This is a genomic window from Paenibacillus urinalis, from assembly GCF_028747985.1.
Taxonomy (GTDB): domain Bacteria; phylum Bacillota; class Bacilli; order Paenibacillales; family Paenibacillaceae; genus Paenibacillus; species Paenibacillus urinalis.
In genome coordinates this window covers 3,623,991-3,649,037 of sequence record NZ_CP118108.1, presented here as the reverse complement: position 1 = coordinate 3,649,037, position 25,047 = coordinate 3,623,991, and the positions used below count along the sequence as shown (strand labels likewise).

Genomic DNA, 25,047 nt, shown 5'->3' with positions numbered 1-25,047 from the left:
AAGTGGCAGAGAAATTGAAGGTTATTGTTGTAGGCGCGGGAGGGCGTATGGGACGTGAAGTCGTCAAGCTAGTTCTGCAGGATGAAGAACTTGAACTGGCTGCAGCTGTCAATCGTTCCAGAGCAGGCGAGGATGCAGGAAGACTGGTTGGTCTGGAACCTTGCAGTGTACTGGTTACAGATCAGTTAGAGGATGCGCTCAGAGACTCGAATGCGGACGTTATGGTTGATTTTACTACACCCCAGTATGCTTATGAGCATACCTCCCTCGCCATTTCATACGGTGTAAGACCAGTAATGGGGACAACGGGATTTACTCCAGAGCAAATTCAAGATTTGGACAAGCAATGCCAAGATAAAGGAATTGGCGGGCTGATTGCACCCAATTTCTCAATCGGGGCTATTCTGATGATGAAGTTTGCAGCGCAGGCTGCCAAATATATGCCTAATCTCGAAATCATTGAGTACCATGGCGATCAGAAGCTGGATGCACCATCAGGAACGGCGATCAAAACTGCCGAAATGATTGCAGAGAACCGAGAGGAGCTCCGCCAAGGTAACCCGAATGAAGAGGAAACGATTGAAGGAGCAAGAGGCGGGTACTACAACGGATTCCGGATTCATAGTGTCAGGCTGCCAGGCGTATTTGCACAGCAGGAAGTCATTTTTGGTGATTTCGGACAAACCCTGAAGATTAGACATGATTCTTATGAACGGGCAGGATATATGCCAGGTGTTAAGATAGGGGTCCAGAAGGTCATGGAATATACCGGCATGATTTACGGTTTTGACCATTTTATTGACTAAATAGAATCGTTTTCATATTGCTGTTAAATCTAATTATATAGATATCAAAAGGGAGAGAACATAGATGCTTAATATCGCTTTTATTGCTCATGATCGTAAGAAGGATGAAATGGTTAACTTTGTAACGGCTTATGAAAAAGCTTTTGAAGGCAATAACTTGTTTTCTACAGGAACAACCGGTCAACGTATCATGGAAGGAACGAATTTAAAGATTCATCGCTTTATGTCCGGACCTCTGGGCGGCGATCAGCAGATTGGTGCGCTTGTGGCCAAAAACGAGATGGATCTAATTATCTTCCTACGTGATCCGCTTATGGCACAGCCGCATGAACCGGATATTAATGCGCTGTTAAGACTATGTGATGTGCAGGGAATACCGCTGGCTACCAATGTAGCGACGGCTGAAATCCTTGTTAAGGCTTTGGAGCGTGGTGATTTTGGCTGGCGCGAGCTTGTACATAAATATAAGCCAGGATCAGATATGGAAGTATAGGTCCATACAGCTCTTCTCATTTATTATTAGATCCGCATTATATATAGACATCATCATAAAGGAGGCCCTTCCCTTTGAATCAAGCGGGCAGACATCTAAAAATCGGGATCACCTGTTATCCGTCTCTGGGCGGTTCGGGAGTCGTAGCAACAGAACTTGGTAAGCGACTCGCCGAAAAAGGGCATCAAGTTCATTTTATTGCGAACAGCATCCCTTTCAGACTGGGCAAATTCCATCGCAATATCTTTTACCACGAGGTGGAAGTAAATGATTATTACGTGTTTCGTTATCCACCTTATGATTTATCACTAGCTACCAAGATGGCGCAGGTTGCCAAAGCCCAGCAGCTGGATTTGCTTCACGTTCATTATGCAGTTCCTCATGCCGTGTGTGCTTACCTGGCTAAGCAAATGCTGCCTGATGATCTGAAGGTCGTAACCACACTGCATGGTACGGATATTACCGTGCTGGCTCAGGATGAGTCGCTGAAGGACTTGATTGAGCTAGCCATTAATAAGAGTGACGCGGTGACCGCGGTATCGCAGGATCTCATCCGTGAAACGCATGAGCTGCTTGATGTTAAACAGAAGATTGATTTGACCTACAATTTTATTGATAACAAAATATATTATCCGCGTAACAGCACATCACTTCGGGCGGAGTATGCTTCCAAGGATGAGAAGGTGCTGATGCATATCTCGAACTTCCGTCCCGTTAAACGAACGCTGGATGTCGTCGATATCTTTGCCCGGGTGAACAGAGAACTTCCGACAAAGCTTATTTTGGTCGGGGAAGGACCTGATCTGCCCAAGATTCAGTGTAAAATTCAGGAGCTGGGACTAACAGATCGAGTACACTTGTTAGGTAAGCAAGATGATGTTGCTCAGGTCATCTCCATGGCTGATCTGCTGCTCCTCCCCTCGGAAAAAGAGAGCTTTGGCCTTGTAGCCCTTGAAGCTATGGCTTGCGGGGTTCCTACCATCGGCTCAACGGCTGGGGGAATACCTGAGCTGGTCACGCATGGAAGCACAGGACTTCTTGCAGGTATTGGAGATACGCAGCAAATGGCAGAATATGTATTAATGCTGCTGCGTAATGAAGAAATGATGAAGAGCTACAAGCAGGCATGCCTGGACAGAGCGAGCGATCATTTTGATATTGATAAAATTACAGCTCAGTATGAGCAAATATACAGCCGCGTACTTACACAGCAAAATGTGGGGGTTGGACTGGAGCATTGATCGGGAGATTCATAAAGGAGTTTAGGAAATGAACAATTGGAAGCATGTCGATCCTGCCATGGCAATTCAAGGCGAAGAAGTGCTTAGAAGGCTTAATGATCATGGCCATCAAGCCTATTTCGTAGGTGGCTGTGTTCGAGATGAGATCATGAATAGGCCCGTAACGGATATGGACATAACGACCTCGGCCAAGCCAGAAGAAGTGATGGCGCTGTTTGAGGGCTCCATTCCGACAGGGCTGCAGCATGGAACCGTGACCGTTCGGATGAACGGTTTTCATTTTGAGGTGACGACTTTTCGTACGGAAAGCGGTTATGAAGATTACCGAAGACCATCGGAGGTTCAATTTGTTGATCAGGTGGAAGAGGATCTCAAGCGCAGAGACTTCACCATGAATGCCATTGCACAAGATTATGCTGGGCAGATCATTGATCCCTTTAATGGTGTAACAGACATTGAACGGCGGATTGTTCGCGCTGTCGGGCTTGCAGAGGAACGATTTAGAGAAGACGCTCTTCGGATGCTAAGGGGCGTTCGTTTTGCTTCCATTTTTGATTTTGACATTGACTCCTTAACCTGGGATGGACTCTTGGCGGAACGAGACAAGCTCCCTCACATCGCAATGGAAAGAGTACGGACCGAAATGGACAAAATGTTGGCAGGACCATATCCTGCAAGAGGTGTCCGTCTGCTTATGGATAGTGAACTGCTCCATTATGTAAAGGCGCCAGTCAAATTATCCGGGCTGGATCGTACGGCTCTCAGTCTGTTAGATAAGCTGCCACAGGCAACAGAATTCAGATTGGGACTTCTGTTGCTGCTGCTGGGTGCAAATTCCAATGATGCGGATCAGAAGCTCAGAGCCTGGACTTACTCGGGTAAAGTGAAGGATAGAATGACGGAACTTCTTGATCTTCATGAAGCTGTTCTGAACCTTATTTCAAAGATAGTGAAGGAAGCTCAGATGGAACTTCGTAGTCGATATTTAGAAGAAGAATGGAAACGATCCGTTCTTCAGCACGGTGTTACGGCAAGTGAAGACTGGCATGCCCTTAATTCTCTGCTGCCTCAGTCATTCTATGACATGTCCAATGAGGAATATCTGCTGCTGGACGAACTGATGGAGCATGCAGCAGAATGGCGAATGGAGATGGGGATATACAGCTTGAAGGAGCTTGAGCTGTCAGGCTCTGATCTGCTTCGTGTCACTGGCCGCAAGGGTGGTCCTTGGCTGGGTGAAACGATGAATTGGCTGCTGCGGCAGGTGGTGACTGGACAACTCGTCAACAAACATGACATATTGCTTGAGGCAACAAAGAAGGTGATATCGGATGAAAAATAAGTTGCTGCTTGATTTATTTATACATTCCTCCCAAACCTTTATTTCGGGTGAGGAAATTAGCAAAAGACTGAAAATCAGCAGAACAGCGGTCTGGAAACAGATCAACCAATTGAGAGACATGGGCTATGAATTTGAGGCGGTATCTCGGAAGGGGTATCGAATGACATTTATTCCGGATTTTTATATAGAGGCTGATATTGACGTGAATCTAAACACCAAAATATTAGGCAGGAAGATCCATATTATGGATTCCACCGCTTCGACACAAGTGGATGCCATGACCCAAGCGGAGAACGGAACGGAGGAAGGGTCCCTGTTCATTGCTGAGCAGCAGACTTCCGGACGAGGCAGGCTCGGTAGAAAGTGGTTCTCTCCTTCAGGCAAAGGTATCTGGATGAGTCTCGTGCTTCGGCCGGAGCTTCCTATCCGATATATGCCTCAGCTTACACTTCTGACTGGAGTTGCTGTCTGCAAGGCTATTCGCCGCGTGACAGGAGCGGAAGCAGCGATCAAGTGGCCTAACGATATTTTGATTCACGGGAAGAAGGTATGCGGGATTCTACTGGAATCGGCGACTGAGGATAACAAAGTAAAATACTGTATTGCGGGAATTGGGATCGACGTCAATCTCTCCGCAGAAGATTATCCAGAGGAATTAACGGAGATTGCCACATCGCTCAAGCTGGAAACAGGACATACTATAAACCGAGCGCTGCTCATTGCAGAAATTCTGAATGAAATGGAGCTTCTCTACGATCGTTATACCAATGAAGGGTTCAACCCTATTCAAGTGGAATGGGAAGAGCATTCTGTATCGATCGGTCAAGCGGTGCGGACTGAGACTTTGACGGAGACCATACAAGGAGTCGCGAAACGGCTTGATCCGAGCGGAGGACTGGTTATTGCTGCACCCAGCGGTGAGGAGAGAGTAGTATATTCCGGTGAGGTTGAAATTATTAAACAGCAGTAAGCGTTTAGCTTGCTGCTGTGTCCTTTTTGAGATGGATTAGCTAAAGCACGATTCGGGTTATTCAATTAGAGAGAACCAATTTTTTAACTTTTTATAAGTAGACAATTACTTTATTTTTGGTATACTTTCTTGGTGAGGCGGTATTGATCAATCATCGAACTGCACTCGTTAGTTAGTTATCCTGAGTTTTAAACAATTAAATCGTATGCCAAGTTGTTGGATTCTGCTCTGAGCCGAAGAGGACCGAGACAGAAGGGACGATCGCAAGTGACTCTTTTTTGACTTATGGGACCTTTTTAGTTTGATACTAAAAGGTTTTTTTGTGCGTCTGGAGTAGACGCCATCCCCGTTAGATCGGCTGAAGCACATCCGTAGGATCACAGATTTTTAGACATGGCATCAAAACTTACGGTATTTTCAGAACAGAAGGGAGCCACTTGTATGGCAGCAACTAAAAAACCGCTTAATATTGTGAAAATGAAGAAAATGAAAGAAAATAAAGATCCGATTACGATGCTCACTGCATATGATTATCCTTCTGCTGTGCTGGCTGAAGAAGCTGGCGTAGATATTATCCTGGTAGGGGATTCTCTTGGAAATGCAGTACTCGGATATAATTCCACCATCCCGGTTACGATTGATGATATGGTATATCACTCCCGTGCCGTTGCAAGAGGTGCACAGAGCACGTTTATCGTAACCGATATGCCATTTATGACGTATCACGGCGGTATAGATGAGAGCCTGAAAGGTGTGCGCCGCATCATGCAGGAAGGCCATGCCCATGCGGTGAAGCTTGAAGGCGGTGCTGAAATAGCAGACACGGTGAGGGCTGTTGTGAAGGCGGGCGTACCTGTGCTTGGACACATTGGACTGACACCTCAGTCCGTGAATCAAATTGGCGGTTTCCGAGTGCAGGGGAAGGATGCTGCAGATGCCAAACGACTGCTTGAGGATGCAAAGGCACTTGAAGAAGCCGGGGCATTTGCCATCGTACTGGAGCTGGTTACCGAGGCGGTGGCCGAAGCCATTTCCAATGAACTGTCGATTCCAACGATTGGAATTGGAGCTGGACGTGGTACGGATGGTCAAGTGCTCGTCTTCCACGATGTTCTTCAATATGCATCTCCATATATGCCTAAAAGATTCGTGAAGACTTATGCAGATGTAGGTACCATTATTCGTGATAGCATCGGTAATTATGTACAGGATGTCAAAAATAAATCTTTTCCTGCTGAGGAGCATGTATTCACTGCTGAAGATGGCGTAGTTGACTCCTTATATGGAAGCAGTAAAGCAAAGGTGGAGAACAGATCATGATAACAGTTCGGAATATTGAAGAACTGCGAGCACAAATAGCCTCCATGAAAAAGAATGTTCTTGGAAAAGAACCGGCAGTTGGACTCGTACCAACAATGGGATTCCTGCATGAAGGACATGCAAGCTTGATGCGTGAAGCCAGAAAGAACAATGACATCGTTGTTCTGAGCATCTTCGTGAATCCTATTCAGTTTGGTCCGAATGAAGACTTTGAAACGTATCCACGGGATGAACAGCGGGATCTGGGGATTGCTGACAAAGAAGGAATAGACATCGTATTTATTCCGACTGTAGAAGTCATGTATCCTCATCCGACCAAGACCAAGATTAGAGTGGCTGATATTACAGACCGCCTGTGCGGCGCATCGCGCCCTGGTCACTTTGATGGTGTAACGACCGTGGTCGCGAAGCTGTTCAATATGGTTCAGCCGGACAACGCATATTTTGGAATGAAGGATGCACAGCAAGTGGCTGTTCTGTCGCAGATGGTATTAGACCTGAATATGCCGATCAATATTGTGCCTTGCCCGATTGTCCGCGAAGCAGATGGGCTTGCCCTCAGCTCACGTAACGTGTATCTGAGCTCTAAGGAGCGCAAGGAAGCACTTGCTTTGTCCCGTTCACTCAAGCTGGCTCAATGGAAGACGGAGCAGCAGGAAGATGCGACTGTGGGTCAGATTCGCAAGCTTATTATAGATGAGATCAACACGTCCGAAACGGCTGTTATTGATTATGTGGACATTTTAACTTTCCCAGGACTTGAGCCGATTGAAGATCGTGTGCAGATTACAGAGCCGGATGATGTAATTATTGCGCTGGCTGTTAAATTCGGAAAAACAAGGCTGATCGATAATCATCGGCTGCAGAAAACGGAGGTGCTCTCCCGTGTTTAGAACATTGATGAAATCTAAAATTCACCGTGCAACGGTAACGGAAGCCAACTTGAATTACGTAGGCAGCATTACCATTGATCGTAACTTGATGGAAGCTGCAGATATTCTGGAGAATGAAAAGGTTCAAATTGTGAATAACAACAATGGAGCCAGACTTGAGACTTATGTCATTCCTGGGCCGCGCGGAACAGGTACAATTTGTCTCAATGGCGCTGCTGCACGGCTGGTTCAGCCTGGAGATACGGTAATTATTATTGCTTATGCGTTGATGACGAATGAAGAAGCGGTTCAGCATAAGCCGACGGTTGTATTTGTGGACGGGGAGAATAAGCCGGTTCAAACCATGCATGAGGAAGTTCACGCAACGATTTTGTAATCCATGGAATGAAGAATGAAAAGTGCCCAAAGCGCAAAAAATGTGATTAGGTTACTGCACTAATCCATTTTGCTAAGGGTGGGATGCATGCCATGTTTCAACATCTATTTGCGGAAATGAATCAATCGCTTGATGAGATTGCCACTTACTACACCGCCGCACCCGTCGAGAAGAAACAGGAAATGCTCCAGCGATGGAACCTGCTTAAGAAAATGAGCGACGGCATTATCGACGAATGGATGTCATTTGAAGAGAAAATGGCCAAAATTCGCGAAAGTGGGATTTTCCGAGGTACGGATCCTTTCACTTCCATTCCGGAGCTGGAACTTCATGCCTTTGTTAAAGGACTTGGTTATTTTAAACTGCTTATGTATCAGCATGCTGCCGAGGAGTTTGGCAAAGTGGTGGAAGTATATCCGGATAGCCTGTTGTCGAGGCTGTACCTGGCTATGTGCTATCTCCACCTGGAACAAATGCATACCGCATCTGCGGAGCTGAATCGGATCATTCTAAGCTGTGAACAGCCTAGAATGAAGGCCATGGCATACAATGCACTTGGTTGTGTTCATGCCAAGCAAATGGAGCTCAAGCAGGCCCAGTCCTGCTTTGCCCTTGCTTTGGAACATGATCCCTCCCTGCCGGAGCCGCTCTACAATCTGGAAGCATGCCGTTCCAAAAATGCCGTGCTCCAGTACGGAACACAGCTGCTTGCCCTCTCCTAGGTACTACTGAAACAGCGCAATCGCAAAAGGCGATGTCCTGACAAGACATCGTCTTTTTGTCTGTTTCATGTTCAAAAGTCTTTTTTTTTGCTATGCTACTAAAGAGACTGTAGAAGGGAACGTTTACTCATCATGAAATTTGCTGTGCTTGATTTTGAAACAACAGGTACTCAGTCGCTTGGTGAAATTATCCAGGTTGGACTTGCCATCATAGATCATGATTATACAATTAAAGACACATTCAGCTCCTATGTGAATCCCGGCGTTCCCATTCCTCCTTTTATAACGGGGTTGACGGGAATTACGGACGATGATGTGAAGGATGCTCCTGAGCTTGAGGAAATGATGATGGAGCTCGTTCCATTGCTGGATGATGTCGTACTCGTAGGACATAATGTAAGCTTTGATTTTCACTTTTTACAAAATGCGCTTGACAGATGCGGGTACTTGCCATTTACAGGCCGGATTTTGGATACCATGGATTTCCTCAGAATTTGCTTTCCTTCCTTATCCTCCTATCAGCTGGGATATGTAGCAAGCGAATTTGGATTCACCCATGACCGTCCTCATCAGGCGGATAGTGATGCGATGGCAACAGCGCATATTTTCTTGAAGAGTCTTGAGGAGCTTAAGAGCCTGCCATTGATCACTTTGCAGCGGCTTACCGATCTATTTGCTGCGGAAGATAGTGATTTGGGCTGGTTTTTTGATGGGATTCTTACAGAAAAAGAAATGGAGCCTATTCACGATCTGGACAATCAGACCTATTATAGGCAGCTCGCTCTAAAGATCGACGATTGGTCACAGATTGCTCCGCCCAGGGATGAACATGAACCCAATCCATTAGAAAAATTAACTTTTCAGGAATTTATGGATGAGGTTCAGCTGCGTCTGAAGCAAACACTGCCTCATTATGAGGAACGCGAGTCCCAGAATATGATGTTCGCAGAAGTGACGAAGGCGATGGAAGAGGACAAGCATTTACTAATTGAAGCCGGGACAGGCACGGGTAAGTCACTCGGTTATTTGCTGCCTTCGATTTATCATAGTGTCAGACAGGAGACGAAGGTAACAGTAAGCACACATACGATCAATCTTCAGGAGCAGCTTCGTGAGCGGGATATTCCGCTCCTCACGGAGGTGGTTCCTTTTCCGTTCAAAGCAGCTGTGTTTAAAGGCAGAGGACATTACCTGTGTCTGCGTAAATTTGAGCAAAAGCTGAACAACAAGGAGTTTGTAACTCCGAAGGAGGACGTATTTACTGCTGCGCAGATGCTTGTATGGCTCACGCAAACCGAAACCGGAGATGATGAGGAGCTCAATCTGAGTCATCGCGGCGGCGATTTTTGGGAGACTGTACAAAGCGATTCGGATTCCTGCCTGGGACGAAGCTGCCCTTGGTTTAAGAAATGCTTCTATCATCGTGCAAGACATGAGGCGGGCATTGCTGATGTAGTCATCACCAATCATTCCAAGCTGTTTACGGACGTTAAGGCTAGTCACCAATTGCTTCCTGCTTATGAGCATCTCGTCATAGATGAGGCGCATCAATTCGAGGAGGTCGCCGGTAAGCATCTTGGAATGCATATGAAATATTTCACGGTGGTTCATGCGCTTACCCGATTATTTAAAGATAGTCGGAACGGTCAATTCCCAGCTCTGCGTCAAAAAATAGCGCAGTCCAGTCATGAGCAAATGGTGGAGTGGACCTCTGCCATTGATCAGCTGTTCCCATCCGCTCTGGAAGCGAAGGAAGCCTGGGACCAGCTCAGTGAGATGCTGTTCAGCTTACTGCCAGAACGAAGTGATGCTGCCCCTGGAGAAGCAGGACAGTTTACACTAAGACTGAAGCCGCAGAACAAACCAAAGAAATGGGATAAGCTCGCTGCGGTTGAGAATCAGTTCTATGTGACCGTATCCGAATTGGTTCGGAAGGCAGATAAGGTCCTTAGTGAAGTAAGGGAAGATCTCGATGACTATACGGCCGACAGCCTTATCACTGACGTAACAGGGCTTGTTAAGGATCTAGCTGGCTTCAAAGACCAATTAAGACATTTCATGCGCCTTGATGATGCAGGGACCGTATATTGGCTGGAAGCCAGCGGACAATTCAAGAGCAAGTCGCTTCAGCTGTATGCCGTTCCTGTAGATGTAAGTCCTCAGCTGAAGGAAATGTTCTTTGATAAGAAGCGAAGCGTTATTTTAACCTCTGCTACTTTATCGGTAGATAAATCGTTCCAGTTTATGATAGATCAGCTCGGATTGACCGAAGCACAGGAGCAGCAGAGGTTGCTCACATCACAGCTTCCATCTCCTTTTAATTACCGGGAACAAGCCCTTCTTGTAGTTCCGCGTGATTTTCCAAGTGTGAAGGGCAGTGTGGGTGATGATCACTTTGTCAGTATGCTCGTCAAGTCTCTGTCAGAGGCCGCGCAGGCGACTAAGGGCAGAATGCTTGTCCTGTTTACCTCTTACAAGATGCTGAGACAGGTACATGAGCCGCTGAAGGAAGCTTTGGCTTCAAGTGATATTTCTGTGTTTGGACAAGGGGTGGACAGTGGAAGCAGGACGAAGCTGACGAGAAGATTCCAGGAGGCCAAAGCTTCTGTACTGCTTGGAACGAGCAGCTTCTGGGAAGGTGTCGATATTCCAGGAGAAGCTTTATCCTGTTTGGCTATTGTACGTTTGCCCTTCCAGCCGCCTAACCATCCAGTTGTCGAAGCCAAGAGCGAGCTGCTGCAGGCGGAGAAGAAGAATCCGTTTATGAAGCTCTCCGTACCGCAGGCGGTTATACGGTTTAAGCAAGGTTTTGGAAGACTGGTGCGGACCGCTAAGGACCGAGGCATCGTTATCGTGTATGATACAAGAGTGATTGAATCGTATTATGGCAAGTACTTTTTATATTCCCTGCCAGGTCCTAAAATGGAGCATATGACAACGGACAAGATGGTTCCGCGTATAAGCGAGTGGTTAGAGGAACATATAACGAATGAAGAGAAGTAATATTAAGCACGGACACTGCTTGCAGGTGTGAGGGGGAATTATAATTGAAGTCGGACAAAATTTCAGAGGCTGTTGTAAGAAGACTGCCTGTATATCTGCGTTATTTACAAGAGCTGTACAAAAGAGAAGTGACCACAGTATCGTCACAGGAGCTTGGTCTCAGACTGGATTTGAATCCAGCGCAAATTCGTAAGGACCTCGCTTATTTCGGGGATTTTGGACGCAAGGGTATCGGCTATGATGTGGCATATCTCATCGATAAGATCAGACAAATATTGAAGCTGGATCAACAGATCAATGTGGCACTTGTCGGTGCCGGTAATCTGGGTCATGCCTTGTCGAACTATAATCGATATGTAAAAGACAATATGAAGATTGTCGCTGTATTTGATTCCCAGCCCTCGAAGATTGGCTCCAAGATTAATACACTGACGGTTCTGCCTATGGAAGAGCTGGTGAAGACAGTGAAAGATCTGAGCATTAGAATCGGCATTATAACGGTTCCGGATTCGGAAGCTCAGCGTGTGGCGGACTATCTGGTGGAGGCGGGAGTCGAAGCGATCCTTAATTTTGCCCCGATTATTATCAAGGCGCCTGCTCATATCCGGATTCATACAGCGGACTTCACTACAGATCTGCTTAGTCTGGCTTATTATCTAGAGAACGAAGCAGGGAAAGAGGAGGAAGAGGATGTCAAGTCATAAGTGGCTCATCAAGAACGGCAAATTTGCGGTAAGCGATCCTGAATGGCGAATCGTCAGCGGTTATATGCTGATTGAGGATGACCGCATTTCATATATAGGCGAAGATCTGCCCGAAGGAACAGAGGGCATTCCAGTTCATGACGGCAAGCATCAGCTGTTTATTCCTGGCCTTATTAATACGCATGGTCATGCCGCAATGTCCCTACTACGCGGCTATGGCGATGATCTTGCCCTTCAGGTCTGGCTTCAAGAAAAAATGTGGCCAATGGAGGAAAAGTTCACAGCTGAGGATGTCTACTGGGGAACCTCGCTATCTGTGCTGGAAATGCTGAGAGGCGGCACTACCGCCTTTCTTGATATGTATGACCAGATGAATCAGGTGGCAAAAGTAGCAGAGGAGTCGGGCATTCGCGCAAGTCTGATGCGGGGAGCGATTGGCTTCGGCTCAGATGAGCTGCGTGCTTTCAAGCTGAAGGAAGCAATGACCTTTGCCCGGGAATGGCATAATCAGGCTGACGGACGCATCACGACGATGCTGTCACCACATTCGCCATATACTTGCGGACCAGAGTTTATTGAGAAGTTTGTAGAAGCGGCACATGAGCTGGACTTGCCGCTGCATACACATATGTCTGAAACGGCCGCTGAAGTAGAACAGAATGTAAAAGAGTATGGACTGCGTCCAGTAGCGCATCTGGAGAAGCTCGGCTTCTTCTCTAGACCTTCTCTCGTGGCTCATGCCGTGCATTTGACGGATGAAGAAATAGAGGTGCTTGCCAAATACAATGTGGCAGTGGCTCATAATCCTGGAAGCAATCTGAAGCTGGCGAGCGGTGTTGCGCGAGTACCTGAGCTGTTAAAAGCAGGGGTTGTTGTGTCCCTTGCCACAGACGGTGCAGCAAGCAACAATAATTTGGATATGTTTGAGGAAATGCGTCTAGCTGCATTGATTCACAAAGGAGTCAGCGGTGATCCAACCGCCGTACCTGCTACTGAAGCACTTCGTATGGGAACAGAATATGGAGCGAAATCCATCTACGTCAAGGACACAGGAGTGCTGGCGCCAGGCAAAAAAGCGGATTTCATTGCAATAGACCTGGATCAAGCTCATTTCCTGCCTTACACCGATTTGATATCACATGTCATCTATTCTGCGAGCAGCAAGGATGTTCAACATGTCTGGGTGGATGGTAAGCAATTAGTTAAGAACGGTGAGATGCTCACGTTGGATGAAGAACGGATTAAACGCGAAGCACAAGCTGCTTTCGAAGGACTGACGTCCCGCTGATTGATGCTGGGGGCAAGAAGGGAGTTCAGCCTTGAGAAAAAAAAGAAAGTGGATCCTCATAAGTATTGTGGCTTTTATACTCGTGCTCTTAGGCATTTATATATTTTATGAATATGTAATGAAGGATACATGGGTAGAAGAAGAAGCTGCAATCGCTATTGCGAAAGAAAAAGAAGACCTGGTTACAGTAACGAAGACGCAAAAATCGGTCTGGTCTGAGGATGCCATTTATTGGACAATTGAAGGTGTAAATGCGGATAATGAGCCCATTATGGTATGGGTACAGTACGGTACTGACAAGAAGCCAAAGACAGATGAAAAGAGTGTACACAGCGAGAAGATTGAAGAAGGAACGTCTGAGGAAGAAATGCGCTCCAAGATCAGCTCACAGCTGCCTGGAATTGAAATCGTCAGACTGCAGCCGGCAGTTTATGATGAGACGTATGTCTGGCAGTTATTTTATAAAGAGAATGATCGTTACTACTATCGCTTCTATCGTTTCAGTGATGGAACCGAGCTAGAGGAAGGATTTCAGCTTCCGGTCAAAGAATAATGCACTCAAAAAATACCCTGAAGTGGTCTCCATTGGCCATTTCGGGGTTATTTGGATTGGAAACTTTGAAAAATAATTCATAGTTTAGATTTGGACCGCTGTATATGGTATGCTATATCTATATCCCATTTTGATAGGAATAGAGTGGGTAAAATAGATGAGGAGGTTGTCACTTGAAATTACGTCCTATTCGGATAGCAATTACAGTTATGGTTACGGCTACGCTGCTGTTTGGAGGATGGTTTGTGTACCGTCAGGTGGCCCTTGAGAAGCCAATCGAAAAGTTGGTTGCCGAGTATGACGGCGTAAACGATGTTCAATTAGATATTAACCAGAATCAAGTTGTTTTGAATCTCGATCTCGAACCGAATACCAATATAAGAGGTCTTGTTGATTATATCCGCACAGATGGCAAGGAGCTTCTGAACGGTAGAACGATGCAGCTGGAGGTTAAGGATCATTCGACGGAAACGCTTGATGATTTCTGGTCCAGCGCTTTATTTACCGTCGCTGAAGCGATGGAGACTAGACAATACACGCAAATTCCTGAGAAGCTGAAGGAAATGAGCGAAGGCAGCATCCAGGTTGACTATGATATTGATAATGAGAACGTATATGTAAGCCTGTCAGATGGAGAAGCAAGCAAGTATATTATTCTGCCGAGACAGCCGGCTACGATGGGAGTGTGGCCTAATGCCTAATTGGTTGAAGGAGATTTTAATCGGGGTCGTTCCGGTCGTACTTCTTTTTCTGGTCTTTATAGGAGTTAATATTATTCCAGTACTGCTTATTGCCCTGCTTGCAGGGGGCGTGGTGTTCCTGATGCAGACACGCGGCGGACTCGCGGTCGGTGCCAGCAGTGAGAAGAAGCGCAAGAAGGCTGGTCCCGCCAAGCTTACCTTCGAGGAAATTGGAGGACAGGACAGCGCCAAGCAGGAGCTCCGTGAAGCGCTGGACTTTTTGGTTAGACATGAAGAAATTCAGAAGTTTGGCATTCGCCCACTAAAGGGTATTTTGCTGACAGGCCCTCCGGGTACGGGGAAGACACTGATGGCGAAGGCGGCTGCACATTACACCAATTCTGTATTTATTGCAGCTGCCGGCAGTGAGTTTGTTGAAATGTATGTTGGTGTCGGGGCAGGACGTATCCGTGAATTATTTAAAGATGCCAGAGCTCGGGCTGCCAAGGAAAACAAAGAAAACGCCATTATTTTTATTGATGAGATCGATGTCATCGGCGGCAAAAGAGAGGGCGGCCAGCAGCGTGAATATGATCAGACTCTGAACCAGCTGCTTACGGAGATGGACGGTATATACAACTCTGATGCACCCCGCATTCTGATTATCGCAGCGACGAACCGCAAAGAAATGCTCGACAGCGCACTTCTTCGTCCGGGTCGTTTTGACCGCCATATCCAAGTGGAGCTTCCGGATAAGAAAGGGCGCAAGCATATTCTGGAGCTGCATGCCAAAAATAAACCGCTTGCTGAGGATGTAAGCTTGGACAAAATAGCTGAAGAATCGTATGGCTTCTCCGGGGCGCAGCTCGAGAGCTTGATGAATGAGGCTGCAATCTATGCAATGCGGGATAGTCTGGAATTTATTACGCAGCGGAACCTGTCTATGGCTATAGATAAAGTGATGATGGGTGAGAAGACAGACCGTGAATCCAATGCAGACGAGAAGAAGCGGGTTGCCATTCATGAGCTCGGACATGCGATTGCAGCAGAAGCAGTTCGACCGAACAGTGTGGGCCAGGTAGCACTCAGTCCGCGGGGACAGGCACTCGGTTATGTTCGACATAATCCGCAGGAAGAGCAGTACTTATATACGAAGGATTTTCTTGAAGCTCAGATTATGATTGCACTCGGTGGTGCTGCTGCCGAGGAAATTTATTATGGAGGGCGGAGCACCGGTTCCAGAAATGACTTTGAGCAATCGCTCGATATTGTCAAAACCATGATCAGCTCTGGACTGACCTCGCTCGGCATTGTTAATCTTGACATGGTATCCCAGGAAGACATGATGCGTGAGAATAACTACATCTTGAATGAGCTGTTTGCCCGTACAAAAGAGCTGCTCCATGAGCACGCAGCCATCTTTGATGAGTCGCTGGACATTCTCATGAAGGAAGAAGTGTTGTCCGGTGGTCAATTCCGTGAATTATTTAAGAAAAATGCACTTTTGCCAGCATAATTATTTATGCTGGTTATTTTTTTTTACTTTTGATTCATGCTAAGATATTATTATATGTTGGGTCATAAAAATGTATTTTTCGACAAAGAAGAATACAAACTATTCAGAAGAGACCAGGAAGGGATGGAGCAGTAACCATGTTGTTTAAAAAGATAGGAGTTATCGGCGGAGGTACGATGGGTCAAAGTATTGCTGAAATGCTGGCAGCTAAAGGCCTCGACGTTATGCTGGTAGAGCTTTCCCCGAATAAGCTTGATTATTCCATCGGAATGATCGAGACAGGGTTAGATAAAAAATTGGAGAAGTGGGCAATTACCCAAGCAGAGAAAAAATTGATCTTATCTAGAATTCATAGAGCGAATCTTAGTGATCTGTCTGCTTGCGACTTGATTATAGAGACCATTACTGAAGACCTGGAAGCAAAGATCAAATTGTTCAAACAGCTTGAGGAGATTGTGTCTGAAGATATCATTCTAACAAGTAATACTTCAACACTGAGCTTGACTGAACTTGCAAGTTCTACAAATCATCCTGAGCGTGTGATCGGCCTGCACTGGATTTATCCGGTATCAAGTATCGATGTTGTCGAAATCATTCGTGGTCTTAAAACATCAGATGATACATTTGAGTTCACGAAGAAGTTTGCTGAGGAAGTATTGGAGAAAAAAGGCGTCATGGTCTATGAGTCTCCTGGATTCGTAACTTCCCGGCTTATTTGTCTGCATATCAATGAAGCCCTTCATCTGCTTGAAGAGGGCGTTGCATCTGCCGAGGATATCGATCAAGCGGTTCGGATTGGATACAAATTCCAGCATGGCCCATTTGAAATGGCAGATCGTTTTGGCCTCGATTCCGTTCATGCTGCACTTGACGGTATGTTCCGTGAGTTCGGCGAATTGAAATACAGACCTTCCACTATACTTAAGAAAATGGTTCGCGCAGGGCAATTAGGTGTGAAGACGGGCGAAGGCTTCTTCAAGTATGACAAGGATGGTGACCGGATATGAAAGTATTAGTAATTAATGCGGGAAGTTCTTCCCTGAAGTATCAAGTGTATGACATGACTGACGAGTCTGTTCTGGCTAAAGGCTTGGTTGAGCGGATCGGAATGGATTCTTCCATTCTTACACATAAGCCGACAGGCAAAGAAGAAGTGACCGAAGTAAGCGAGATTCTGGAACATACGACAGCGATCCGTAAAGTATTGGACAAGCTCGTACATGCTGAGCACGGCGTACTGTCTTCAATCGAAGAGATTCAAGCTGTCGGACACCGTGTTGTTCACGGCGGTGAATTCTTTAACGGATCTGCATTGGTTACAGATGAAGTCAAAGCGAAGATTCGTCAATTGATCGACCTTGCACCGCTTCATAATCCAGCTGCGATTATGGGTATTAATGCCGCTGAAGCCAATATGCCTGGAGTACCGCAAGTGGTTGTATTTGATACCGCATTCCATCAAACGATGCCGGAGTCTGCTTATCTATACGCAATTCCACGTGTACTGTATAACAAGTACAAGGTTCGTCGTTATGGAGCCCATGGTACATCCCATTACTATGTAAGCCAGATCGCTGCTGAATTCTTGGAGCGTCCGATTGAGGACCTGAAGATCATAACGTGCCATGTAGGTAACGGGGGAAGTCTTACAGCGATTCAAAATGGCGTGTCTGTCGATACATCCATGGGAATGACGCCTCTGGAAGGACTTATGATGGGAACGCGCAGCGGAGATCTTGATCCTGCGATTGTTCCATATGTCATGAACAAAGAGGACTTAACGCTGAATGAAGTGAACTCTATGCTTAACAAGCACAGTGGACTTCTTGCCATCTCTGGAATCAGCAGTGATATGCGTGAAATTACAGAGGGTATGGAGAACGGAGATCCGAATTCTACACTCGCATTCAACATGTACGAATATCGTCTTCGCAAGTACATCGGTTCCTATGCTGCGGCGATGAACGGAGTAGACGTCATTGTCTTCACTGCTGGGGTCGGAGAGAACTCTGTAGTCCTTCGTCAAAGAGTACTGGAGCAGTTGACTTATCTCGGAGTAGAGCTTGACGAGGAGCTGAACAAGATTCGTTCTGGCGAGCCTCGCCGTATTTCTACTGCGAATTCCAAAGTCGAAGTATTGATCATTCCAACGAATGAAGAGCTTGTTATTGCTCGCGACACGAATCGCATTGTAGAAGAGTCAAAGTAACATTTGAATTTGAATTTTAATAGAACGGGGAGAGATGAGACATGAGCACAAAGAGCGACATTCGCCATGTCAGTCAGCACGTTGGAGAAACGGTAACGATTGGTGCTTGGATTAACAATAAGCGCTCCAGCGGCAAAATACAGTTTTTGCAGCTTCGAGATGGTACGGGCTATATCCAAGGGGTTGTTGTAAAAAGCGAGGTTTCTGAGGAAATCTGGAATAATGCGAAGAGCTTGACTCAGGAAAGCTCACTATATGTAACAGGTGTGATTCGAGAGGAGCCACGCAGTCAATCCGGATATGAAATGACCGTGACGGATATCGAAATCATTCACTTAACAGAGAATTATCCGATTACTCCTAAAGAGCATGGGGTCGACTTCCTAATGGATCATCGCCATCTGTGGCTGCGTTCATCCAAGCAGCGTGCGATTATGATTATCCGTGCCGAGATCATTCGTGCGGTTCAGGAGTACTTTGATACGAACGGATTTACGATCGTGGATCCACCGATTTTGACTCCTTCTTCTGCAGAAGGAACAACGAATTTATTCCATATCAAATATTTCGATGAGGATGCATATTTGACGCAGAGCGGTCAGCTGTACATGGAAGCTGCTGCAATGGCGCTTGGTAAAGTGTATTCCTTCGGACCGACGTTCCGTGCAGAGAAATCCAAGACACGCCGTCATTTGATCGAATTCTGGATGATTGAGCCGGAGATGGCCTTCGTAGATCATGAAGAGAGTCTGCGTATCCAGGAGCAATTCATCGCTCATGTTGTACAGTCAGTAGTGAAGAACTGCCGTACAGAGCTTGAAAGTATCGGACGTGATGTTTCCAAGCTGGAGAATGTTACAGCTCCATTCCCGCGGATCACTTATGACGATGCGATCCAATTCCTCCAAGGCGAAGGCTTTGATATTCCTTGGGGTGAAGATTTTGGTGCGCCGCATGAAACGGCAATTGCAGAGAAATATGACAAGCCTGTATTTATTACCCATTATCCAGCCGGAATCAAAGCATTCTACATGAAGCCAGATCCGAATCGTCCTGAGGTCGTTCTATGTGCTGATATGATCGCTCCTGAAGGCTATGGAGAAATTATTGGGGGCTCCCAGCGTATTGATGATCCGAAGCTGATGGAAGAACGCTTTGAGGAGCATAATCTCTCACGTGAAGCTTATCAGTGGTATTTGGATCTTCGTACGTACGGCTCAGTACCTCACTCCGGATTCGGACTTGGACTTGAGCGGACAGTAGCTTGGATTTGCGGACTTGACCATGTTCGTGAGACGATTCCGTTCCCACGGATGCTGTATCGTCTATATCCATAAGTCCAGGAGGAATATGAATGAGCGAACCTAGCGTAGGAACTTGGGCGGACGGTGTCGCTTACGGCATGGCAACGGGAAGCATCCAGCTTCCCTATGCACTGCTTCGTTATCATGCCCGGCTGGGATTATCAGAAGGAGAAGTACTGCTTATAGAGCATTTGCTTGGATTTCAGCAGGTGGAGGGAAATGAATTTCCGACGCTTCAGGAGCTGGCAGATCGAATGGGAATCATGCCTGATGAGATAGCCAAACGGCTTCAGCGGCTTATGAAGGAAGGGTTTATTCGGATAGAAGAGGACATGGATGCTGTGCAAGGCATTCAGTATGAACGATATAATCTGATCGGGTTGTATACCATATTGGCTCAGTGCTTGTCAGAGGACCGAGCCACTTCTCTGTCGAAGTCATCTGTCCGCAGCCGTTCCTTGGAGAATGCCATGAATCCGCCTGCTGAGGAGCAAGAGGAGAAGAACATCTTCCGTATTTTTGAGAAGGAATTCGGCAGACCCTTATCTCCAATGGAGCTGGAGCGGATTTCCAGCTGGCTGGATCAAGATCGATATCCTGATGAGTTAATTCTGCTGGCGCTAAAAGAAGCGGTATTTGCCGGCAAAGTGCACTTTACGTATATCGACCGTATATTGCTTGAATGGAGCCGCAACCGGGTTAGAACACCACAGGATGTTAAAGCTTATGCAGCTCGTTTTCGCAATGGAGGTCGTTAAATAAATATCTGTTATTTATTCGAGATAGACATTCCTTAATTTGAGGGGTGTCTATTTTTGTTGCAATACTTCAGAATAACAACCATAGAAATCTATTTCAAAAACACCTATAGATTTATGAAATTGATTCACACGAATTTTTTTTGATAATAATGCAGGGTTATTCAAATCGCGGTCGTCTATTTAAGTGGGGAAGGAGGAGAGAAGCCATTGATGAAGCAAGTTTGATCGATCAAATATTAAAGGGTGACCATGCCAAGTTTCGCGAAATTATTGATCGCTATGGAAGGCATGTGTATCAGGTAACTTACTCCGTGCTTCACCAGGCACAGGATGCGGAGGACGCAGCACAGGAAGCGTTTATTCAAGTCTTTAAATCTCTCCCCCAGTACCGATCTGAAGGATTCAAGACATGGATCACCCGAATTGCTCTACATAAGGCAATTGACTTAAAAAGAAAATTAAATCGCAGGGAGGCAGAGGTGGTTGGCCGTGAGGATGAGGTTGTACAAATGGCCGATCACCAGGCTGATATCATACATCAGCTGTTAAAGAAGGAGAGAAAAGAGACGCTGCTTCACAAAATATCTTCACTTCCGGCTCAGCATCGCGATATTATTGTTGATTTTTATCTGAAAGAAAAAAATTATGAACAAATTGCAGAAGAATCACAAATTGCCATAAAAACTGTAGAATCCAGACTATATCGGGCACGTCAGTGGATTAGAGCGCATTGGAAGGAGGGATCTTGGCGTGAATAAACAAGAACAGCAAGACTGGAAACGATATATTCAAGGCGAACTGCCGGCGCACGAGCGTGAAGCGATGGATCAACGTCTGCTAGAGGATCATGAAGCACTTGAGACTTATCTGGCCGTACTTGAACACTTCTCAGACACAGGATTAAGGGATGCAGAAGCCTTTGAGCAGCAAGTCATGAGCCAGATCGAGCGTGAGTACAAGCAACTACAATCAAGCTCCAGTCGTAGAAACATCCAGTTCAGAAAATGGTCGAATAATAAGCTGGTCCATTATACCCTTGCCGCCTCCATAACGCTGCTATTCTTATCTACAGGCGTATTTGACCGAATGTTACCCGGGCAGTTAAACGTGGATTCAGGAGATAAACAGCCCTATAGCGAACAAATGGTGAGGAAAGCAACCCATTGGCTTGATGAAATTAAGCCTGAGCCGAATCAATTTCATCAATCAATAAAAAGGTGAATTTGAAACTATAATTAAAAGGTGAAAGGAATGAAGAATGTGCAGCAAGATCGCAGCAAGCTGCTGGCTTTTCTGCTTAACATGGTGCCTGGTTTGGGGCATTACTACTATAGAAGCCGCGTGAAGGGATTTATTTATGGATTTATATTTTTTGGGCTGTTAGGGATCGGTTTTCTTTCGCTTATTGGTGGAGGGGAGGAAGTGACCTTACTCTGTATTTTTGCTGCAGGAATTATATGGTTAATCAGTATGTTTGATCTCGTCATCAAGCTCATCCGAGAGCCGGATCCGCAGGCATATCCACATTATCCAGGGTACCCGAATCACATTCCGCATGAGAAAATGTACTACGGACATGAAGGAATACAAGGTGAACCCGATATTCCCTTTCATAATCCGGAGGATCCGGGAGTTCCTCCTTCATACGGATTTCCGCCGCACGAAGGATATGTTTATCCAGATCAGGGAAGGGGACGCGGCAAGGAAAGTGAACGGTTCTATACCATTCTCTTATCCTTTGTTCCCGGCTTAGGCCATTTGCATCTTGGACTGCTGCAGCGGGGATTATCCTTTCTCATCGGGTTCTTTGGACTCGGTATTATGCTGGTTTTTGTCACTGCCATTACAGGACAGGAAATCTTTCTTCTCTTCCTGCTGCTGCTGCCGATCATGTGGCTGTACTGTATGTTTGATGCGGTGCAGCATGTGAACCGGAAGCAAGCCGGTGAGATTCTGGAGGACAAGACGTTATTCGAGCAGCTTGAACATGGCACAAGCACAGGCAAGAAGAGCAAAGTCATTGCAACCCTGCTGGCAGCATTTCCAGGAGCAGGACATATGTATCTTGGACTGCAAAAAAGAGGATTGCAGCTAATGCTGATCTTCCTAGGAAGCATTTATGTTCTAGATTTACTTGGTTTGTCCTTGTTTCTTTTTCTCATTCCGATTATTTGGTTTTATAGCTTTTTTGATGGATTACAGCAGTCGAGTAAGTATGGAAGAGAGCGCCTATATGATAAACCGGTCATTGAGAGCTGGACCCGATATCAGAAATGGATTGGGATTGCCCTGTTGTTCCTGGGTGTTTACTATATACTAGTCCGGCTTGTTGTTCCTGAGTTTGGAGATCCGTTTGGAGCTTACATCTATCGCATCCAGTCGCACATGAATACGATCATTGTATCTTTGCTGCTCATTGGCGGAGGCATCAAATTGTTATTTAAGCCGAGTAGAAGAGAATATGATGGGGAGCAGCTTCTTAGAGATTTGGAACGTGATTTCGAAGGCTCGCCATTTTCCGACGAACGCAAATAAGAGTGGTTCAGAAAAAAGACCGGAGGAAGCATCACCGTTTAACAGGTGATCTTTCCTCCGGTTCTCTATTATAACTAGCCTGCATAGCCGCATCATACATAGGATGATCCAAATAGATGATCTGCTTATTCTATCCTTACCTGGCGGCTTCCTTTAATTCTTCGCCCATCTCACGAGATCGTTCGGCACACCGCTGGACTGCTGCAATAACCGTCTCATTAAAATGGCCTTTAGCCATAACCTCAATGGCAGCCTGGGTTGAGCCATTAGGTGATGTAACGTTCTTCCGAAGTGTAGCAGGGGCCTCACCTGTGAGCTGCACCATACGTGCTGCTCCCAGGACAGTCTGGACGGTCAGATCATGCGCTTGTTCGGCTGTAAGACCGCCTCTTACGCCTGCTTCCACCATTGCCTCCATCATATAGTAGATATAGGCCGGGCCGCTTCCTGAAATTCCGGTCAAGGTCTCAAACTGCTCTTCTTCGATCAAAGTAATTGTTCCAATCGCTTCAAAGACGGTGTTTACAATCTGGCGATCCTCGTCCGTCACTTCAGGCGAGAAGGCAATTCCTGTCGCACCGAGTCCGATGGAACTGGATGTATTGGGCATCGTGCGAACGACAGCTGCAGTACGTCCAAGCAGGCTTTGAATCGTTTCTATGGTAAGCCCGGCAATGACAGAAACGACAACTTGTCGTTTGGATAGCAGAGGTCCCAAATATCGAAGCGATTCAGCCGCATCCTTCGGCTTCATAGACAAGATGATCAGATCAGCTTGTGTAAGCGCAGCTTCTTTGCTAGCCGCATCTGCAGCAGTCGTCACGTTGTATTTGCGCTGCAGCTCCGTTAGCCGGTCTTGGTTGCTGCGATTGAACATCGTTATTTTTTCGGAAGAGACTACTTTACGTGCGATGAGACCTTTAGCAATGGCTTCAGCCATAGCCCCGGCACCAAAGAAAGTAATCTTACGATTGATTAGAAATTGATTTCCACTCATATTAATTCCCCCAGCAATGTCTAGTGTTTGATTTGTCCAGAACCGTAGATTCGATACTTTGTAGATGTCAGCGCTGGAAGCCCCATTGGACCACGTGCATGCAGCTTCTGAGTACTGATGCCGATTTCTGCACCAAAGCCAAATTCGAACCCATCTGTAAAGCGAGTAGAAGCATTATGATACACGGCAGCGGCATCTACTTGCTCCATAAACTTGGCGGCAGTCTCAGGATTTCTAGTCACAATGCATTCAGAGTGCATGGTTCCATATTTTCGGATATGATCTATCGCTTCTTCTATATGATCAACCATTCGAACGTTCAGGATATAGTCGTTATATTCCGTAGCATAGTTTTCCTCAGTTGCAGCTGTCGCCCAAGGCACCAGCTTAAGGAAAGATTCGCAGCCTCGGAGCTCGACAGCGGAATTTCTGAATTGCTCCGCAAGCTCCAAGATTGCATCAGCACCGTAATCACTGTGAATTAGGAGTGTCTCCATCGCATTGCACACAGAGGGGCGTTGAACCTTCGCGTTAAGCGCAATTTGCAGTGCCATTTCCGGATCAGCCGCAGCGTCGATATAGGTGTGACAAATACCGGCTCCAGTTTCAATAACAGGAACCGTCGAATTTTGTACGACATTTTGAATTAAGGACGCTCCACCTCTTGGAATGATGACATCAAGATATTCATTACATCTCAGCATCTCATCCACGCTGGAGCGATCCGCATCCTCCACCAGCTGTATTGCATCGGCAGGCAGGTCTGTTTTCGCTAGCGCTTGCTTCAACACATGGATGATTTGCTTGTTGGATGACAAGGCAGAAGAGCCGCCTCGCAGCAGAACGGCATTACCCGTCTTCAGCGACAAGCCGACAGCGTCAACCGTCACGTTGGGACGAGCTTCATAAATGATGCCGATCAGACCGAGAGGAACACGTTCCTTCTCAATGCGAAGCCCGTTAGGCCGTTTGATGACTTCCAGAATATCGCCAATCGGATCTGGCAAATCGATGATTTGACGCAGTCCTGAGGCAATCTCTTCGATTCGCTCATCCGTCAGGGAGAGTCTATCCAGCATAGGTAGAGCGGTTCCGTTCTGTCTTCCCCGTTCAAGATCTTCTGCATTCGCATGGATAATGGATGCCTTCTCAGCAATCAAAGCATCAGCCATTACCGACAGTGCTGCGTTCTTCTTCTCTGAGCTCAAGCGGCCCAGTACCAGGGAGGCTTCTTTGGCAAGTCTTGCTTTATCATTAACTTCACTCATCATATTTACACTCCTATCTGTATTAAATGAATATCATCGGGTTGCACATATCAGTACACTAGCAAT

24 protein-coding genes are annotated in these 25,047 nt (G+C 46.3%); 22 read left to right on the top strand and 2 right to left on the bottom strand.

Annotation, left to right across the window (positions count from 1 at the left end):
• The first annotated feature begins 2 nt into the window (after positions 1-2).
• From dapB to PUW25_RS16645, 22 genes are all read left to right on the top strand, one after another.
• The gene (gene dapB / locus PUW25_RS16750) at positions 3-806 is read left to right on the top strand and encodes a 4-hydroxy-tetrahydrodipicolinate reductase (protein WP_274337311.1); all 804 of its coding nucleotides are present in this window, start codon (positions 3-5) and stop codon (positions 804-806) included.
• Positions 807-870: 64 nt separating this feature from the next.
• Complete coding sequence (locus tag PUW25_RS16745) at positions 871-1,299, top strand: methylglyoxal synthase (RefSeq protein ID WP_047911160.1); 429 nt, start codon at positions 871-873, stop codon at positions 1,297-1,299.
• 74 nt (positions 1,300-1,373) lie between these two features.
• On the top strand, positions 1,374-2,540 hold the full coding sequence (gene bshA, locus PUW25_RS16740; protein ID WP_274337310.1) for an N-acetyl-alpha-D-glucosaminyl L-malate synthase BshA: 1,167 nt from the start codon (positions 1,374-1,376) through the stop codon (positions 2,538-2,540).
• A 28-nt stretch (positions 2,541-2,568) separates the two neighbouring features.
• On the top strand, positions 2,569-3,882 hold the full coding sequence (locus PUW25_RS16735) for a CCA tRNA nucleotidyltransferase (RefSeq protein WP_274337309.1): 1,314 nt from the start codon (positions 2,569-2,571) through the stop codon (positions 3,880-3,882).
• Positions 3,872-4,852 (top strand): biotin--[acetyl-CoA-carboxylase] ligase, encoded by a 981-nt coding sequence (locus PUW25_RS16730; protein ID WP_274337308.1) that lies wholly within the window; start codon positions 3,872-3,874, stop codon positions 4,850-4,852. The genes PUW25_RS16735 and PUW25_RS16730 overlap by 11 nt, the downstream gene beginning before the upstream one ends.
• 441 nt (positions 4,853-5,293) lie before the next feature.
• Positions 5,294-6,172, top strand: coding sequence for a 3-methyl-2-oxobutanoate hydroxymethyltransferase (gene panB / locus PUW25_RS16725; protein ID WP_274337307.1), 879 nt, complete (start codon positions 5,294-5,296; stop codon positions 6,170-6,172).
• Positions 6,169-7,065 carry a pantoate--beta-alanine ligase gene (panC, locus tag PUW25_RS16720; protein WP_047911165.1) on the top strand — a complete coding sequence of 299 codons (897 nt, stop codon included), beginning with the start codon at positions 6,169-6,171 and terminating at the stop codon, positions 7,063-7,065. Before panB ends, panC begins: the two co-directional genes overlap by 4 nt.
• Entirely contained in the window at positions 7,058-7,441 is a 384-nt protein-coding gene (panD, locus tag PUW25_RS16715) for an aspartate 1-decarboxylase (protein ID WP_274337306.1), read from the top strand. Before panC ends, panD begins: the two co-directional genes overlap by 8 nt.
• 92 nt (positions 7,442-7,533) lie before the next feature.
• Complete coding sequence (locus tag PUW25_RS16710; RefSeq protein WP_047911167.1) at positions 7,534-8,163, top strand: hypothetical protein; 630 nt, start codon at positions 7,534-7,536, stop codon at positions 8,161-8,163.
• Between the two features lie 132 nt (positions 8,164-8,295).
• On the top strand, positions 8,296-11,166 hold the full coding sequence (gene dinG / locus PUW25_RS16705; RefSeq protein WP_274337305.1) for an ATP-dependent DNA helicase DinG: 2,871 nt from the start codon (positions 8,296-8,298) through the stop codon (positions 11,164-11,166).
• A gap of 44 nt (positions 11,167-11,210) precedes the next feature.
• Entirely contained in the window at positions 11,211-11,870 is a 660-nt protein-coding gene (locus PUW25_RS16700; protein ID WP_047911169.1) for a redox-sensing transcriptional repressor Rex, read from the top strand.
• A complete protein-coding gene (locus PUW25_RS16695; protein ID WP_274337304.1) occupies positions 11,857-13,158 on the top strand; it encodes an amidohydrolase in 1,302 nt (433 codons plus the stop codon). The genes PUW25_RS16700 and PUW25_RS16695 overlap by 14 nt, the downstream gene beginning before the upstream one ends.
• Before the next feature lie 31 nt (positions 13,159-13,189).
• Positions 13,190-13,711 carry a cell wall elongation regulator TseB-like domain-containing protein gene (locus PUW25_RS16690; protein WP_047911171.1) on the top strand — a complete coding sequence of 174 codons (522 nt, stop codon included), beginning with the start codon at positions 13,190-13,192 and terminating at the stop codon, positions 13,709-13,711.
• 173 nt (positions 13,712-13,884) lie between these two features.
• Positions 13,885-14,412: a hypothetical protein gene (locus PUW25_RS16685; protein ID WP_047911172.1), complete on the top strand. Its 528-nt coding sequence runs from the start codon at positions 13,885-13,887 to the stop codon at positions 14,410-14,412.
• On the top strand, positions 14,405-15,907 hold the full coding sequence (locus PUW25_RS16680; protein WP_047911173.1) for an AAA family ATPase: 1,503 nt from the start codon (positions 14,405-14,407) through the stop codon (positions 15,905-15,907). Before PUW25_RS16685 ends, PUW25_RS16680 begins: the two co-directional genes overlap by 8 nt.
• Positions 15,908-16,044: 137 nt before the next feature.
• Positions 16,045-16,914 (top strand): 3-hydroxyacyl-CoA dehydrogenase family protein, encoded by an 870-nt coding sequence (locus PUW25_RS16675; RefSeq protein ID WP_047911174.1) that lies wholly within the window; start codon positions 16,045-16,047, stop codon positions 16,912-16,914.
• A complete protein-coding gene (locus PUW25_RS16670) occupies positions 16,911-18,116 on the top strand; it encodes an acetate/propionate family kinase (RefSeq protein WP_047911175.1) in 1,206 nt (401 codons plus the stop codon). The genes PUW25_RS16675 and PUW25_RS16670 overlap by 4 nt, the downstream gene beginning before the upstream one ends.
• Before the next feature lie 41 nt (positions 18,117-18,157).
• The gene (gene asnS / locus PUW25_RS16665; RefSeq protein ID WP_047911176.1) at positions 18,158-19,453 is read left to right on the top strand and encodes an asparagine--tRNA ligase; all 1,296 of its coding nucleotides are present in this window, start codon (positions 18,158-18,160) and stop codon (positions 19,451-19,453) included.
• Positions 19,454-19,470: 17 nt separating this feature from the next.
• The gene (locus PUW25_RS16660) at positions 19,471-20,178 is read left to right on the top strand and encodes a DnaD domain-containing protein (RefSeq protein WP_047911177.1); all 708 of its coding nucleotides are present in this window, start codon (positions 19,471-19,473) and stop codon (positions 20,176-20,178) included.
• A gap of 152 nt (positions 20,179-20,330) precedes the next feature.
• On the top strand, positions 20,331-20,939 hold the full coding sequence (locus PUW25_RS16655; RefSeq protein WP_193746010.1) for an RNA polymerase sigma factor: 609 nt from the start codon (positions 20,331-20,333) through the stop codon (positions 20,937-20,939).
• A complete protein-coding gene (locus PUW25_RS16650; protein ID WP_047911178.1) occupies positions 20,932-21,402 on the top strand; it encodes a hypothetical protein in 471 nt (156 codons plus the stop codon). The genes PUW25_RS16655 and PUW25_RS16650 overlap by 8 nt, the downstream gene beginning before the upstream one ends.
• Before the next feature lie 30 nt (positions 21,403-21,432).
• Entirely contained in the window at positions 21,433-22,716 is a 1,284-nt protein-coding gene (locus PUW25_RS16645; RefSeq protein ID WP_052511830.1) for a hypothetical protein, read from the top strand.
• Between the two features lie 136 nt (positions 22,717-22,852).
• Here the strand turns inward: PUW25_RS16645 and proC are convergent, their stop codons facing one another.
• Together proC and PUW25_RS16635 are read right to left on the bottom strand one after the other, a co-directional pair.
• Positions 22,853-23,713, bottom strand: a complete 861-nt coding sequence (gene proC, locus PUW25_RS16640) for a pyrroline-5-carboxylate reductase (RefSeq protein ID WP_047911179.1) — start codon at positions 23,711-23,713, stop codon at positions 22,853-22,855.
• A 20-nt stretch (positions 23,714-23,733) separates the two neighbouring features.
• Complete coding sequence (locus PUW25_RS16635; protein ID WP_047911180.1) at positions 23,734-24,981, bottom strand: glutamate-5-semialdehyde dehydrogenase; 1,248 nt, start codon at positions 24,979-24,981, stop codon at positions 23,734-23,736.
• Positions 24,982-25,047: the final 66 nt, after the last annotated feature.